The following is a 14,410-nucleotide window of genomic DNA, read 5'->3' as shown; positions in this document are numbered from 1 at the left end:
CCGCTCCCGGTCAGATGCCGGCCAGCACGCGCAGGTGCGCCACGACGCTGCGGCCGAGCGCGGACAGGTTGTAGCCGCCCTCGAGACAGCTCACGATGCGGCCCTGCGCATGCCGGCGCGCGACGTCGACGATCTGCGCGGTCAGCCATTCGAAATCGGCCTCGACGAGACCGAGGCTGCCGATGTCGTCCTCTCGATGCGCGTCGAAACCGGCCGACACGAACAGCATCTGCGGCTTGAACGCGTCGAGACGCGGCAGCCAGAACATGTCGACCGCTTCGCGGATCGCCATCCCGTTGCTGCGCGCAGGCATCGGCAGGTTGACCATGTTCGGCGCCTGGTGATCCACGCCCGAGAACGGGTATAGCGGATGCTGGAAGAAGCTGCACATCAGCACCCGCTCGTCGTTCGCGAACGCGGCTTCGGTGCCGTTGCCGTGGTGCACGTCGAAATCGACGATCGCGACGCGCTCGAGGCCGTGGACGTCGAGCGCATGCCGCGCGGCGATCGCGACGTTGTTGAAAAAGCAGAAACCCATCGCGCGCGCTGGCTCCGCGTGATGGCCGGGCGGCCGCACGCTGCAGAACGCATTCGCGTAGCGGCCTTCGATCACGGCGTCGGTCGCCGCGATCGCCGCGCCGGCCGCACGCAGCGCGGCGCGCCACGTGTCGCGGTTCATCAGCGTGTCGGGATCGATCTCGACGTAGCCGTCGACGGGCGTCATGCTGCGGATGTAGTCGATGTGGGCCTGCGTATGCACGCGGCCCAGCGCCACCTCGCTCGCGAACGGCGCGGTTTCGTGCACGATCAGGTCGTCGATGCGGCTCGCGATCAGTTGATCCTGGATCGACGACAGGCGGGCCGGGCATTCCGGATGCCATTCCCCCATCTCGTGCAGCATGCAGTCGGGGTGCGTATAGAAGGCGGTTGCCATAATCTGTCATCCGCGACGCGGGGTGCGCCGCAGGTCTCCATCAATAATGTCCATCGTCTGCCGCGAATTCGCCGCTAACTTACCACAACGGTACGCTGCTTCGCCCCGGCACGCAGGATGCGTCGGGTATACTGCGCCGAACCCCATCGCCCTGTCCGCCGCTTCGACATGAATTCCAGCAAGCCTGCCGCCCTTCTCTCCGCACTGTTCAGCGTTCGCGTTCCGCTCGTTGCTGCTGCCGTCGCCGCTACCGTGGCGGCCGCGCCCGCCGTCGCGCAGACGCAGCCCGCGAAGTCTCCCGGCACGCGCGTCGCGCAGGCGCAACCGCAGCAGCCGGCGCCGCAAGGCCAGACCTTCGAAGAGGAAATCGTTCCGCAGCGCTACGCGAACAACGCGAAAGTGGATGCGTTCATCGACGAGATGGTGAGCCGCAACGGCTTCGATTCCACAAGCCTGCATGCGCTGTTCTCGCGCATCAGCTACTCGGCCACCGCCGTGAAGCTCGTGAAGCCGGCTCCGACGCCTTCGGTAAAGAACTGGCGCGTCTATCGTTCGCGTTTCATCGAACCGATCCGCATCAACGCGGGCGTGAAATTCTGGAAGGCGAACCAGGCGACGCTGCAGCGCGCGTCCGAGGAATTCGGCGTGCCGCCCGAAGTGATCGTCGGCATCATCGGCGTCGAAACGATCTACGGCCGCTACATGGGCAACTTCCGGGTGCTCGATGCGCTGACGACGCTCACGTTCGACTACCCAGACACGCCGAATCGCGACAGTCGCCAGGCAACGTTCCGCAAGAATCTCGAGGACTTCCTCGTCTGGACCCGCGACAACCAGCTCGACCCGACCACCGTGCTCGGCTCGTACACGGGCGCGATCGGCATCCCGCAGTTCCTGCCGAGCAGCATCCGCGAGTATGCGGTCGACTACGACGGCGGCGGCCACGTCGATCTGCGCAGCAGTCCTGCCGATGCGATCGGCAGCGTCGCGAACTACCTGAAGCAGCACGGCTGGGAAACCGATCGCCCGGTAGTCTGGCGAATCACGCCCGACACGGGCAGCCTCGGCATTGCCCAGGCGGCCGCGGACGGTCAGCCCGAACCGCACTGGGCACTGTCGCAACTTCTGCGCGCCGGCATGACGCTCAACGAGCCGATGGTCAACATCACCACCGAAGCTGGCACGCCGGTCACCGTGGTCGATCTGCCGTCGCCGGGAAGCGCGACCGAATACATGCTCGGCCTCAAGAACTTCTACGTGCTGACGCGCTACAACCGCAGCTTCTTCTACGCACTCGCCGTGTACCAGCTCGGCGAAGCCGTGAAGGCGCAGATGGAAGCGAACGGCGCGCTGCAGCTGCCTGCGGCGGACACGGAAGCGCCGGCGCAGTAAGCACGGTCCGCGCAAAGAAAAAGCGCCGCTCATGCGGCGCTTTTTTATCGCGTGACGCTGCTGATGCCGTTCAGGCTCAGGCAGGAAATACGCCGGTCGACAGGTAGCGGTCGCCGCGATCGCAGACGATGAACACGATCGTCGCGTTCTCGACCTGACGCGCGATACGCATCGCGACTTCGCATGCGCCACCCGACGAGATGCCGGCAAAGATGCCTTCGACGGCCGCGAGCCGACGCGCCATCGTTTCGGACGCGGCCTGACTCACGCTCTCGACGCGATCGACGCGGCTGCGATCGAAGATCGTCGGCATATAGGCTTCCGGCCACTTGCGAATGCCCGGAATACGCGACCCTTCTTCCGGCTGCGCGCCGACGATCTCGATCGCCGGATTCTGTTCCTTCAGAAAGCGCGACGTGCCCATGATCGTGCCCGTCGTGCCCATCGCCGACACGAAGTGCGTGACGCGCCCCTCGGTGTCGCGCCAGATTTCCGGGCCTGTTCCTTCGTAGTGCGCGATCGGATTGTCGGGGTTCCCGAACTGATCGAGAATCACCCCCTTGCCTTCGCGCTGCATCTGCTCCGCGAGGTCGCGCGCCAGTTCCATCCCGCCCTTTACGGGCGTCAGGATGATTTCGGCGCCGTAAGCGGCCATGCTCTGGCGACGCTCGATCGACAGATCTTCCGGCATGATCAGCACCATCTTGTAGCCACGGATCGCCGCTGCCATCGCGAGCGCGATGCCCGTGTTGCCGCTCGTCGCCTCGATCAGCGTATCGCCCGGCTTGATGCGACCGCGCGCCTCGGCCTTGCTGACCATCGATAGCGCCGGGCGATCCTTCACGGAGCCGGCCGGATTGTTGCCCTCCAGCTTCGCGAGCACCACGTTGTTGCGTGCGCGAATCTCGTCGTCCGGCAGGCGGACCAGTTGCACGAGCGGCGTGTTGCCGATCGTGTCTTCGATAGTTTTGTAAGCCATGGAGATACCGTGAGTGCGAGGCCGATCAATCGATTGATTGTAAACCAGCACCGGGGCTCGCGCCGGCAACCCCATTGTGACGATGGAATAGATGTGCCGCACGATTGACGACTGTGCATTTGCAGCATGCACGCAAAAAACCCGCGGCATGCCGCGGGAAGCCGTCGCAACGACGGCGGCTGAAGGAGCCCTTTGTCTTGCGTGCGTTACTTCTGCGCGGTGCGGGCAGGTGCCGCAGCCGGCGTCGCCGCCGCGGGCTTGCCCGCGGCCGGTGCCGCAGCACCTGGGCCGGCCGTACCGATCGTCAACCCTTCCCGCTGAAGGCGCTCGACCGTATGGCCGCCCATGCCTTTCACGCGCGATGCGAGATCGTCTGCATTCCTGAAAGCCCCCCGTGCACCGCGCTCGTCGAGAATCGCCTTCGCTCGCGCGGGACCGATGCCCTTGATGCCGACGAGTGCATCTTCGTTCGCGGTGTTGACGTCGACGGCCGCCCAGGCCGACGCGATCGCGCCGAACATGGCGGCGGCGGCAAACCATTTCCTGATCATGTACTGGATCTCCGATGAAAACGGTCGGCGGCTGCCGACCGTGAGACCCAGTCTAGCGATGCGACGCGCAGGCTTAAACCTGGCCGGATAGCCAACGCACGTAGCGATCGACACCCTCCTGCACCGTCAGGAACGGCGCATCGTAGCCGGCAGCACGCAGTTTCGTCTGGTCGGCCTGCGTGAAGCACTGGTACTTGCCGCGCAGCGCATCCGGGAACGGCACGTACTCGATCAGCCCTTGCTCGACCTGCTGCGCGAGCGTCAGCGGCGGCAGGTTGTCGAGCGCGCGCAGCGTGTTCACGACCGTCGATGCGATGTCGTTGAACGGTTGTGCCCGGCCGGTGCCGAGGTTGAAGATGCCCGATTTCTCCGGATGATCGAAGAAGAACAGGTTCACCTTCGCGACGTCCTCGACCGACACGAAGTCGCGCGTCTGCTCGCCCGGCGCATAACCGTTGTACTCGCCGAACAGCTTGACCTTGCCTTCCGCGCGGAACTGGTTGAAGTTGTGGAACGCGACCGACGCCATGCGGCCCTTGTGTGTCTCGCGCGGACCGTACACGTTGAAGTAGCGGAACCCGGCGATCTGGCTCTTCGCGCTCGGCAGCACGCGGCGGATCACCTGGTCGAACAGGAACTTCGAATAGCCGTAGACGTTCAGCGGCGCCTCGACTTCGCGCTCCTCGACGAAACGCGTCGAGCCGCCGTAGATCGCGGCCGACGACGCGTACAGGAACTGCGCGCCCTGCGCGAGGCACGCATCGAGCACCGCGCGACTGTAGCGGAAGTTGTTGTCCATCATGTAGCGGCCGTCGGTTTCCATCGTGTCCGAACAGGCGCCTTCATGGAATACCGCGCGTACCTTGCCGAAATCGCCGCGCGCGAAGCGCTCGACGAATTCCGTCTTGTCGAGATAGTCGTCGATCTCGCAATCGACGAGATTGCGGAACTTGTCCGCGCGCGTCAGATTGTCGACCGCGATGATGCGCGACTCGCCGCGCTCGTTGAGCGCCTTGACGATGTTCGCGCCGATAAAACCGGCTGCGCCGGTGACGATGATGGTCATGGTCGTTCTGCCTGAAAAACTGCAAGAAATACGTGCGGCCCGCTCGGCGCGCCGCCGAATGCGCTCAGTGAAACAGCTCGTCGTAGGCTACCGTGGCCGTACCCAGCTTGCCGACCACGATGCCTGCCGCACGGTTCGCGAGCACGACGGCATCGACGAGCGGCACGCCGGCACCGAGCATCGTCGCGACCGTCGCGATCACGGTATCGCCTGCGCCGGACACGTCATACACCTCGCGCGCGAGCGCCGGTGCGTGCAGTTCGCCCGCTGCGGAAAAAAGCGTCATCCCCTCTTCCGAACGTGTGAGCAGCAACGCGTCGAGATCGAGCTCCGCACGCAGCTTCGCGACACGCGCGCGCAGGTCGTCTTCCGATTGCCACTGGCCGATGACCTCGCGCAACTCGGCACGGTTCGGCGTGATCAGCGATGCGCCGCGATAGCGCGCCCAGTCGCCGCCCTTTGGATCGACGAGCACCGGCTTGCCGGCCGCGCGCGCCTTCTCGATCATCGTGGTCACGTGCGTCAGACCGCCTTTCGCGTAATCCGACATCAGCACGACGTCGTGCTGCGGCAGCAGCGCATCGAAACGCGCGAGCCCGGCGAGCAGCACCTCGTGCGTCGGCATCGCCTCGAAGTCGACGCGCAGCAGCTGCTGCTGGCGCGCGAGCACGCGCAGCTTGATCGTCGTCGGCAGTGACGCATCGCGTTCGAGATGGGGCGTCACACCGCTGCTGTCGAGCAATTCGACGATGCGCTCGCCCGGCTCGTCGCAGCCAACCACGCACAGGAGCCCGGCCTGACCGCCGAGCGTCACCGCGTTGCGCGCGACGTTGGCCGCACCGCCAAGCCGCTCTTCCTGGCGCTGCACGTGCACGACAGGAACCGGTGCTTCCGGAGAAATGCGCTCGACGTTGCCGAACCAGTAGCGGTCGAGCATCACGTCACCGACCACGAGCACGCGCGAACGCGCGAGCTGCGCGCGCGGTACCGGCACCACTTCGCGAAGGGTAGTCATCGTGCGTTCATCCACGGGGAGAGGACTGGGGGTCGACATGCGGACGCCCGATCGCGTGGTAGTCGATGCCGAGTTCGGCCATCGCGTCCGGCTCGTACAGATTGCGTCCGTCGAAGATCACCGGCGCCTTCAGTTCGGCCTTCAGGCGCGTGAAATCCGGGCTCCTGAATTCCTTCCATTCGGTGACGATCACGAGCGCATCCGCGGCGGTCACGGCCGCGTCCTGGGTATCGACGAAGTGCAGGCGCGCAAGCGCGTCGGGAGCCTCACCGAGATCGAGCGCGAACACACGGCGCGCCTCGTCGATCGCGACCGGATCGTACGCGCGCACGGTCGCGCCACGCCCGAGCAGCGCGGCGATCAGCCGACGGCTCGGCGCCTCGCGCATGTCGTCCGTGTTCGGCTTGAACGCGAGGCCCCAGACCGCGAATTCGCGACCGGTCAGGTCTGCGCCGAAGCGCTGCTCGATCTTGCCGATCAGCACGTCCTTCTGTGCGGAGTTGGCCGCTTCGACGGCCTCCAGGATGCGCAGCGGCTGACCGTTTTCGCTCGCGGTGCGAATCAACGCCTGCACGTCCTTCGGGAAACACGAGCCGCCGTAACCAACGCCCGCGTACAGGAAGTGATAGCCGATGCGCGGATCGGAACCGATCCCGCGGCGCACGGCTTCGATGTCGGCACCGACCTTGTCGGCGAGGTTCGACATCTCGTTCATGAACGAAATGCGCGTCGCGAGCATCGCATTCGCCGCATATTTCGCGAATTCCGCCGAACGCACGTCCATGTAGATCGTGCGCTCGTGATTGCGGTTGAACGGCGCGTACAGCTTCTTCATCTTCTCGCGCGCCACCGTGCCCGTCTCGTCGTCGTCGACACCGATGATGATTCGGTCCGGGCGCATGAAGTCCTCGACTGCCGCGCCTTCCTTCAGGAATTCCGGATTCGACACGACCGAGAAACGGTGCGCGACGCTGCCCGCAAGGCCGCGCGCGCCGAGTGCCTCGTCGACCACTGCGCGCACGCGCTGCGCGGTGCCGACCGGCACCGTCGACTTGTCGACGATCACCTTGAAACCGGTCATGTACCGGCCGATGTTGCGCGCCGCCTCGAGCACGTATTGCAGGTCGGCCGAACCGTCCTCGTCGGGCGGTGTGCCGACCGCGATGAACTGGATCTCACCGTGGGCAACGCTCGCCTCGATGTCGGTCGAGAAGCGCAGACGTCCTGCCGCGCGGTTGCGCGCGATGATGTCCAGCAGGCCCGGTTCGTGAATCGGCATCCCGCCGTTGTTCAGGATCTCGATCTTGCGCGGATCGACATCCAGACAGAAGACGTCGTGGCCGATCTCGGCGAGGCAGGAGCCCGTGACGAGACCGACATAGCCAGTGCCGATGATGGTGATTTTCATAGATGTTCCGGTACGTCCCGGTAAATGACTAACTTGGCCGCCGGAGCGGGCCCGGCGACAACCGCAGCGCTAACGCGTCGAACGCCGGGATCAGCCCGGCATCGCAGGTTCGACGCGGCGCGGCGCATAGGTTTCCCAGCCGCTGCATCCGGGGCACTGCCAGTAGAAGAGCCGTGCCCGGAAACCGCAATTCTGGCACGTATAGCGTGGCAGATTCTTGGTGCGCTGCTTGATCAGCGCACGCATCATTTCAAGTTCCTTACGGCGCGGCTCGTCGGCGGCCGCGATCTGCGCATCGAGCAGGTGCAGCATGCCCGACAGGTTCGGCGACTTCTCCATCTGCGTACGCGCGAGTGTGTGCGCCGCTTCCTGGCCGCGCAACCCGGCGATGTGCTGATAAGCAATATCGAGCAGGTCGTTCGACGTATAACGATCGACATAGCCCATCAGCAGTTCGGCACCCTCGACCGGCTTGCCGAGCGCGACGTAGGCCTTCATCAGCTTGTCGGCGACGAGCGGCAGATACGCCGAATTCTGCGCTTCGACACGCTTCCAGTGCTCGATCGCGGCCGCGTGATCGCTCGCCGCCTGCGCGGCGTCGCCGGACAGGATCGTCGCGCGGACGTTCTGCGGGTTCGCTGCAAGCGCGAGCTTCAATTGATCGGCCGCAGCCGCCGCGTTCTTGCGTTGCAGCGCCTCCTGCGCGAGTTCGCAATGGAACTGCGCGATTTCGGTGCCGAGCGGCTTGTCGCTCATCGATTCGATGCGTTTCGCGGTATCGATCGACTTGTTCCAGTCCTTCTCGATCTCGTAGATCGTCAGCAGCGCCCGCTGCGCGCCCAGCGCGTAATCGCCATCGGCGAGCCGGTGGAAGGTCTCCTCCGCACGATCGAGCAGGCCGGCCTTCAGGAAATCCTGGCCGAGCTCGTACAGCGCGTGGTCGCGCTCGTTCACCGGCAGGTCCGTGCGGCTCAGCAGGTTCTGATGCACGCGGATCGCACGGTCCGTTTCGCCACGGCGGCGAAACAGGTTGCCGAGCGCGAAGTGCAACTCGACCGTCTCGGGGTCGAGCTTCGCGACCTCGATGAACGCGTCGATCGCCTTGTCCGGTTGTTCGTTCAACAGAAAGTTCAGGCCGCGGAAATACGATCGCGGCAGGTTGGCGCTCTCCGACAGGAGGTTCTTCAGGTCATAGCGTGACGCCGCCCAGCCGAGCGCGAACGCCACCGGAATCGCGAGCAACCACCAAAAATCCAGATCCATGCGAAATATCGAAGCAGAGACGAAAACCGCGCCAGGGTCGCGCGGCGTCCGTGTTAAATGACGGGCGGCATCGGCGGCTGGTCGACGACGGCCGGGGTTTCGCGCGCCGTACGCAGATCGCGCTTCAGGCGCCCGTTCTCGAGGCGCATGCGGAAGATCGCCGGCAGCGCGGACAGCAGGCCGGCCAGCAGCCCCACGACGAAGAACGCGAGGCCGATCAGGATCAGCGGCGCTTGCCATGCGTAGCCGGCAACGAAATTCAGCGTCGCGGTTTGCGTATTGGCCAGCGCGAGCACCAGCAACAGCACGAACACCAATACCCGGATCAGCCAGACGATAAACTTCATGTAGCCCTCTCTTTGTTGAGGTTTGCCGTGGCGCGCGACTCCCCTTCGCGGCGCCGAATCGACCCGTATTGTAAAGGAAGCGTTTCCGCGTCACCGCACATCCTGCGGGTACGCGTTGTCACGCAGCCGCCGGAAATGAAAAAAGCGCCCGCAAGGGGCGCTTTTTTCTTCAGCCTTCGCCGGACGGATTCCGGGCAAGCCGCACGACGCTCAACGCTCGTCGTCCGGATCATCAGCTTTCAGCGGCTCGCCGGCGCGGCCGTCGACGCGTTCACGCAATTCCTTGCCGGGCTTGAAGTGAGGCACGAACTTCTCGGGCACCTGCACTTTCTCCCCCGACTTCGGGTTGCGCCCAACGCGCGCCGGGCGACGGTTGAGGCCGAAGCTGCCGAAACCCCGAATTTCGATGCGATGCCCTTTCGACAAAGCGTCGGACATTGCATCGAGCATCGTTTTCACCGCGAAATCCGCATCCTTGAGGACAAGTTGCGGAAATCGCAGTGCCAGCTGCGCGACCAACTCGGATTTGGTCATACTTCAGCAGACCTCGTGAGGCTTACTGGTTCTGGCCGTCGAGCTTCGCCTTCAGCAGCGCGCCGAGGTTGGTCGTACCGGTCGCAGCAGCGCTGGTGTCCGACTGCAGGCCGCGGATCGCTTCCTGTTGTTCAGCCGAATCCTTCGCCTTGATCGACAGGTTGATGCCACGCGACTTGCGATCGATGTTGATCACCATCGCGTTGACCTTGTCGCCTTCCTTCAGCACGTTGCGTGCGTCTTCGACGCGATCCTGCGAGATTTCCGACGCGCGCAGGTAGCCTTCGATGTCGCCCGTCAGCGTGACGACCGCACCCTTCGCATCGACCGACTTCACCACGCCGTCGACGATCGAACCCTTGTCGTTCATTGCAACGTAGTTGCTGAACGGGTCGCCTTCGAGCTGCTTGATGCCGAGCGAAATACGCTCCTTCTCGACGTCGATACCGAGCACGATCGCTTCGACTTCGTCGCCCTTCTTGTACTTGCGAACGGCTTCTTCGCCGGCTTCGCTCCACGACAGGTCCGACAGGTGGACCAGGCCGTCGATGCCGCCCGGCAGACCGATGAACACGCCGAAGTCGGTGATCGACTTGATTGCGCCCGTGATCTTGTCGCCCTTCTTGAAGTTACGGCTGAAGTCATCCCACGGATTCGGCTTGCACTGCTTCATGCCGAGGCTGATACGACGACGGTCTTCGTCGATCTCGAGGACCATGACTTCGACCTCGTCGCCCAGCTGGACAACCTTCGACGGAGCAACGTTCTTGTTGGTCCAGTCCATTTCCGACACGTGGACCAGGCCTTCGATGCCCGATTCCACTTCGACGAATGCGCCGTAGTCGGTGATGTTCGTGACCTTGCCGAACAGGCGCGTGCCCGACGGGTAACGGCGCGAGATGCCTTCCCACGGATCGTCGCCCAGTTGCTTGATGCCCAGCGAGACGCGGTTCTTCTCTTGATCGAACTTGAGGATCTTCGCGGTGACTTCCTGGCCAACCGACAGGACTTCGCTCGGGTGACGCACACGACGCCATGCGATGTCGGTGATGTGCAGCAGGCCGTCGATGCCGCCGAGGTCGACGAACGCGCCGTAATCGGTGATGTTCTTGACCACGCCGTTGACGATCGCGCCTTCCTTCAGCGTCTCGAGCAGCTTTGCGCGCTCTTCGCCTTGCGTTGCTTCGATCACTGCACGACGCGACAGCACGACGTTGTTACGCTTGCGATCGAGCTTGATCACGCGGAACTCGAGCGTCTTGCCTTCGTACGGGGTCGTGTCCTTGACCGGACGCGTGTCGACCAGCGAACCCGGCAGGAACGCGCGGATGCCGTTGACCATCACGGTCATGCCGCCCTTCACCTTGCCGGTGATCGTGCCGGTGACGAGTTCGTTGTTGTCGAGAGCCTTTTCCAGCGACAGCCACGATGCAAGGCGCTTCGCCTTGTCGCGCGACAGGATCGTGTCGCCGTAGCCGTTTTCGAGTGCATCGATCGCGACGGACACGAAATCGCCCGACTGCACCTCAACCTCGCCCTGATCGTTCAGGAATTCCTCGATCGGAATGTAAGCCTCGGACTTCAGGCCTGCATTGACGACCACGAAGTTGTGGTCGACGCGCACGACTTCGGCGGAAATCACTTCGCCGGCGCGCATGTCTTGGCGGGTCAGCGACTCTTCGAACAGAGCCGCGAAAGATTCAGTATTCGGGTTGGAGGTTTGCAGGTCGGACATAAAAATCTGATTGTGCATGGATCGCTGTGCCACGCCGGCCGGAATGGCAGGCTGAAAGGGCCAGATCGAAGCCACACGGGGTTAAGGGTTCGAAACACGCTCCGCGCTTCTCGCGCAAAGCACCTACTGCTGCCCGCCTTCTCAGGCGGGCTGACCGAGCGTTCGGTACCACTGCAGCACCTGGTCGACTGCTTCATCAACCGAAAGCGCCGACGTATCGAGCAGCTTGGCATCTGCCGCAGGCTTCAGCGGCGCGGCTGCGCGATTGCTGTCGCGCGCGTCACGTTCACGAAGATCCCGGAGCAAGTTATCAATATTAGCAGAAAAACCTTTTTGCATCAATTGCTTATGCCGCCTGGTCGCGCGAGCCTCGGCACTGGCCGTCAGGAACACCTTCAGCACGGCGTCCGGGAAGATCACAGTGCCCATGTCGCGGCCGTCGGCAACGAGGCCCGGCGTCTTGCGGAACGCGCGCTGGCGCGCGACGAGCGCGGTACGCACCGGCCCGTGCACGGCAATGGCCGACGCGCGGTTGCCGACCGCTTCGGCGCGGATGTCGTTCGACACGTCGACGCCGTCGAGCTGCGCGCAGCCCTCGCGGAACGTGATGTGAAGATCGTCAATCAGCTTCACGAGCGCGTCGACATCCTCCGCCGCGATGCCGTAGCGCACGCTCGCGAGCGCGGCGAGCCGGTACAGCGCGCCGCTGTCGAGCAGGTGAAAGCCGAGATGCGCGGCGACGAGCGCCGCGACGGTCCCCTTGCCGGAAGCGGTCGGACCGTCGATCGTGATGACGGGGGTCGGGTGAAAGGGTCGGGTCGATTTCATCGGAACTGTCGGGTCAGGCTTTGGCGAGCGCGGCAAAGCGGTCGAAATAGTCGGGGAACGTCTTGCCGACGCACTTCGGATCGTTGATCCGCACGGGCACGCCGCCCAGGCTGACGAGCGAGAAGCACATCGCCATCCGGTGATCGTCGTACGTGTCGATCGCTGCATTCGGCGTGAGCCGTTGCGGCGGCGTAACGACCAGATAGTCCGGGCCTTCCTCGACGATCGCGCCGACCTTGCGCAGTTCGGTCGCCATCGCGGCGATGCGGTCGGTTTCCTTCACGCGCCAGCTCGCGATGTTGCGCAGCGTGCTCGTGCCGCTCGCGAACAGCGACGCGACCGCGATGGTCATCGCCGCGTCGGGAATCAGGTTGAAGTCCATGTCGATCGGCTCGAGCTTGCCATGGTCATGGCCGATGCCGCGCACCTCGATCCAGTCGTCGCCCATCGATACGTTCGCGCCCATCTGCATCAGCGCGTTCGCGAAGCCGACGTCGCCCTGGATGCTCGCGCGCCCCACGCCCTCGACGCGCAGCGGGCCGCCGCCGAGCGCGCCGGCCGCGAGGAAGTACGAGGCCGACGATGCATCGCCCTCGACCATGATGCGCCCCGGCGAACGGTAGCGGACGCCGGCCGGCACGACGAAGCGCTGCCAGCCGTCGCGCTCGACGGCCACGCCGAAGCGCGCCATCAGCCGGATCGTGATGTCGATGTACGGCTTCGAGATCAATTCGCCGTCGACTTCGACGACGATCCTGCCGTCCTTCGCCTTCACGAGCGGCAGCGTCATCAGCAGCGCGGTGAGGAACTGGCTCGACACGTCGCCGCGCACGCGGATCGGCGCGTCGACCGTGATCGCGGCAGGCTTGATCCGCAGCGGCGGAAAGCCTTCGTTTTGCTCGTAGTCGATCTGCGCGCCGATCTGCCGCAGGCCGTCGACGAGGTCGCCGATCGGCCGCTCGTGCATGCGCGGCACGCCGTGCACGCGATAGTCGCCGCCGTTGACCGCGAGCGCCGCCGTCAACGGTCGCACCGCGGTGCCCGCGTTGCCGAGGAACAGATCGGCGGTCTTCGCGGTGAACGCGCCGCGCGTGCCGGTGACGACACAGGTGTCGCCGTCGCGCGCGAGCTTCACACCAAGCTTGCCGAGCGCGTCGAGCATCACGCGCGTGTCGTCGGAATCCAGCAGGTTGGTGATCGTCGTATCGCCTTCAGCAAGCGCCGCGAGCAGCAGCACGCGGTTCGAGATGCTTTTCGAGCCGGGCAGGCGCACGGTGCCCGACGCGCTGGAATATGGGCCGAGATCGAGATAGTCCATGGGAATCGTCCTGTTTCCTGTTATTTCTTGACCGGTTCGGCAGCGGGCTGCGCGCCACGTTCCTGCCAGGCCTTGCGTGCAGCACGCGAGCGAGTGAACACGGCTTCGAGCGCCGCGCCATCGCCGGCGTCGATCGCCGCACGCAGCCGGGCGAGCACGCGCGTGTAGCCGTCGAGCTCATCGAGCAGCGCCGCGCGGTTCGCGACACACACGTCGCGCCACATTTCCGGGCTCGACGCCGCGATCCGCGTGAAGTCGCGGAAGCCACCCGCCGCGTACGAGAATTTCAGTTCGGCATCCGCCTCGCCGAGAATTTGCTCTACGAGCGCGAACGACAGCACGTGCGGCAGATGACTGATCGACGCGAACACGCGATCGTGCTGCGCCGTGCTCATGGTGCGCACGTCGGCGCCGGTCGCCCGCCACATCGCGTCGATCCGCGCGACCGCTTCGGGCGCGTTCTCCGGCAACGGACACAGCACGACGTTGCGACCGACGTACAGATCCGGCAGCGCGGCCTCGACGCCGCTCGATTCGCGCCCGGCGATCGGATGGCCCGGCACGAATTGCGCGATCCGCGCACCGAGCGCATCGCGTGCCGCCGCAACGACGTCGGACTTGGTACTGCCAGCGTCGGTGACGATCGTCGCAGCGTCAAGCCACGGCGCGATGCGCGCGAGCAACGGGCCCGTTTGCGCGACGGGCGCAGCCAGCAATACGAGATCGGCGCCGGCAAGCGCGTCGCGCAGTTGCGCATCGTCGTCGAGCGCCACCGCGCGATCGATCACGCCGAGGGCGAGCGCGCGCTCGACCGCTGCACGTGAACGACCGACGCCGACAACTTCGCCCGCGCCACCCGGTGTGCGCTCGCGCAGCGCGCGCGCCAGCGATCCGCCGATCAGGCCGACGCCGAAGATGACAAGTTTGTTGAATGCAAAGCCTGACACGACAAGAGCCAAGTGACGCGCGCGGAACGACGCCCCGCGCACGGAAGTCCAGATTCCGGGCAACGGGCCCGCACCCGGTGCGACCTGCACCGG

General features: G+C 64.9%; 14 protein-coding genes. 1 reads left to right on the top strand and 13 read right to left on the bottom strand.

All coding sequences use genetic code 11. The annotated features are described in order from the left end of the window. Positions 1 to 10: 10 nt before the first annotated feature. Positions 11 to 934, bottom strand: a complete 924-nt coding sequence (locus tag ACT2FV_RS22000) for a histone deacetylase family protein (RefSeq protein ID WP_444504796.1) — start codon at positions 932 to 934, stop codon at positions 11 to 13. A 168-nt stretch (positions 935 to 1,102) separates the two neighbouring features. On the opposite strand from ACT2FV_RS22000, the gene mltB reads away from it, so the two are divergent. Further along, positions 1,103 to 2,326, top strand: a complete 1,224-nt coding sequence (gene mltB, locus ACT2FV_RS21995) for a lytic murein transglycosylase B (protein ID WP_444504795.1) — start codon at positions 1,103 to 1,105, stop codon at positions 2,324 to 2,326. A gap of 76 nt (positions 2,327 to 2,402) precedes the next feature. Here the strand turns inward: mltB and cysM are convergent, their stop codons facing one another. The 12 genes from cysM to ACT2FV_RS21935 all read right to left on the bottom strand — a co-directional run bounded on the left by cysM (position 2,403) and on the right by ACT2FV_RS21935 (position 14,317). Then, complete coding sequence (gene cysM / locus ACT2FV_RS21990; RefSeq protein WP_124623402.1) at positions 2,403 to 3,305, bottom strand: cysteine synthase CysM; 903 nt, start codon at positions 3,303 to 3,305, stop codon at positions 2,403 to 2,405. Between the two features lie 206 nt (positions 3,306 to 3,511). Further along, positions 3,512 to 3,856 carry a ComEA family DNA-binding protein gene (locus tag ACT2FV_RS21985; protein ID WP_059599012.1) on the bottom strand — a complete coding sequence of 115 codons (345 nt, stop codon included), beginning with the start codon at positions 3,854 to 3,856 and terminating at the stop codon, positions 3,512 to 3,514. Between the two features lie 73 nt (positions 3,857 to 3,929). After that, entirely contained in the window at positions 3,930 to 4,922 is a 993-nt protein-coding gene (gene rfaD, locus ACT2FV_RS21980) for an ADP-glyceromanno-heptose 6-epimerase (RefSeq protein WP_059507155.1), read from the bottom strand. Positions 4,923 to 4,986: 64 nt separating this feature from the next. After that, positions 4,987 to 5,937, bottom strand: a complete 951-nt coding sequence (gene rfaE1, locus ACT2FV_RS21975) for a D-glycero-beta-D-manno-heptose-7-phosphate kinase (RefSeq protein ID WP_170296363.1) — start codon at positions 5,935 to 5,937, stop codon at positions 4,987 to 4,989. Between the two features lie 7 nt (positions 5,938 to 5,944). Further along, positions 5,945 to 7,345 (bottom strand): UDP-glucose dehydrogenase family protein, encoded by a 1,401-nt coding sequence (locus ACT2FV_RS21970; RefSeq protein ID WP_444504794.1) that lies wholly within the window; start codon positions 7,343 to 7,345, stop codon positions 5,945 to 5,947. A gap of 90 nt (positions 7,346 to 7,435) precedes the next feature. Beyond that, entirely contained in the window at positions 7,436 to 8,608 is a 1,173-nt protein-coding gene (lapB, locus tag ACT2FV_RS21965; protein ID WP_444504793.1) for a lipopolysaccharide assembly protein LapB, read from the bottom strand. 53 nt (positions 8,609 to 8,661) lie between these two features. Next, positions 8,662 to 8,955: a lipopolysaccharide assembly protein LapA domain-containing protein gene (locus ACT2FV_RS21960; protein ID WP_059530004.1), complete on the bottom strand. Its 294-nt coding sequence runs from the start codon at positions 8,953 to 8,955 to the stop codon at positions 8,662 to 8,664. 210 nt (positions 8,956 to 9,165) lie between these two features. Continuing rightward, positions 9,166 to 9,489: an integration host factor subunit beta gene (locus tag ACT2FV_RS21955; RefSeq protein ID WP_006750752.1), complete on the bottom strand. Its 324-nt coding sequence runs from the start codon at positions 9,487 to 9,489 to the stop codon at positions 9,166 to 9,168. A 22-nt stretch (positions 9,490 to 9,511) separates the two neighbouring features. Further along, positions 9,512 to 11,224: a 30S ribosomal protein S1 gene (gene rpsA, locus ACT2FV_RS21950; RefSeq protein WP_059599019.1), complete on the bottom strand. Its 1,713-nt coding sequence runs from the start codon at positions 11,222 to 11,224 to the stop codon at positions 9,512 to 9,514. Positions 11,225 to 11,365: 141 nt separating this feature from the next. Continuing rightward, entirely contained in the window at positions 11,366 to 12,052 is a 687-nt protein-coding gene (cmk, locus tag ACT2FV_RS21945) for a (d)CMP kinase (RefSeq protein ID WP_059599008.1), read from the bottom strand. A gap of 13 nt (positions 12,053 to 12,065) precedes the next feature. Continuing rightward, positions 12,066 to 13,370: a 3-phosphoshikimate 1-carboxyvinyltransferase gene (aroA, locus tag ACT2FV_RS21940; RefSeq protein WP_444504792.1), complete on the bottom strand. Its 1,305-nt coding sequence runs from the start codon at positions 13,368 to 13,370 to the stop codon at positions 12,066 to 12,068. A 20-nt stretch (positions 13,371 to 13,390) separates the two neighbouring features. Next, entirely contained in the window at positions 13,391 to 14,317 is a 927-nt protein-coding gene (locus ACT2FV_RS21935; RefSeq protein WP_444504791.1) for a prephenate dehydrogenase/arogenate dehydrogenase family protein, read from the bottom strand. Between the last annotated feature and the right edge of the window lie 93 nt (positions 14,318 to 14,410).

The sequence above is a fragment of the Burkholderia sp. PR2 genome, from assembly GCF_052372875.1.
In the GTDB taxonomy this organism is placed as follows: domain Bacteria; phylum Pseudomonadota; class Gammaproteobacteria; order Burkholderiales; family Burkholderiaceae; genus Burkholderia; species Burkholderia diffusa.
Note: the sequence above shows the minus strand (reverse complement) of the source record. Positions and strands in the feature narration are given on the sequence as shown.

Bases quoted from the DNA above. Each gene is read 5' to 3' on its own strand.
- ACT2FV_RS22000 (WP_444504796.1), bottom strand. From the start codon at position 934: ATGGCAACCGCCTTCTATACGCACCCCGACTGCATGCTGCACGAGATG.
- mltB (WP_444504795.1), top strand. From the start codon at position 1,103: ATGAATTCCAGCAAGCCTGCCGCCCTTCTCTCCGCACTGTTCAGCGTT.
- rpsA (WP_059599019.1), bottom strand. From the start codon at position 11,224: ATGTCCGACCTGCAAACCTCCAACCCGAATACTGAATCTTTCGCGGCT.
- rfaE1 (WP_170296363.1), bottom strand. From the start codon at position 5,937: ATGACTACCCTTCGCGAAGTGGTGCCGGTACCGCGCGCGCAGCTCGCG.
- ACT2FV_RS21955 (WP_006750752.1), bottom strand. From the start codon at position 9,489: ATGACCAAATCCGAGTTGGTCGCGCAGCTGGCACTGCGATTTCCGCAA.
- ACT2FV_RS21985 (WP_059599012.1), bottom strand. From the start codon at position 3,856: ATGATCAGGAAATGGTTTGCCGCCGCCGCCATGTTCGGCGCGATCGCG.
- rfaD (WP_059507155.1), bottom strand. From the start codon at position 4,922: ATGACCATCATCGTCACCGGCGCAGCCGGTTTTATCGGCGCGAACATC.
- cysM (WP_124623402.1), bottom strand. From the start codon at position 3,305: ATGGCTTACAAAACTATCGAAGACACGATCGGCAACACGCCGCTCGTG.
- aroA (WP_444504792.1), bottom strand. From the start codon at position 13,370: ATGGACTATCTCGATCTCGGCCCATATTCCAGCGCGTCGGGCACCGTG.
- ACT2FV_RS21970 (WP_444504794.1), bottom strand. From the start codon at position 7,345: ATGAAAATCACCATCATCGGCACTGGCTATGTCGGTCTCGTCACGGGC.
- lapB (WP_444504793.1), bottom strand. From the start codon at position 8,608: ATGGATCTGGATTTTTGGTGGTTGCTCGCGATTCCGGTGGCGTTCGCG.
- ACT2FV_RS21960 (WP_059530004.1), bottom strand. From the start codon at position 8,955: ATGAAGTTTATCGTCTGGCTGATCCGGGTATTGGTGTTCGTGCTGTTG.
- cmk (WP_059599008.1), bottom strand. From the start codon at position 12,052: ATGAAATCGACCCGACCCTTTCACCCGACCCCCGTCATCACGATCGAC.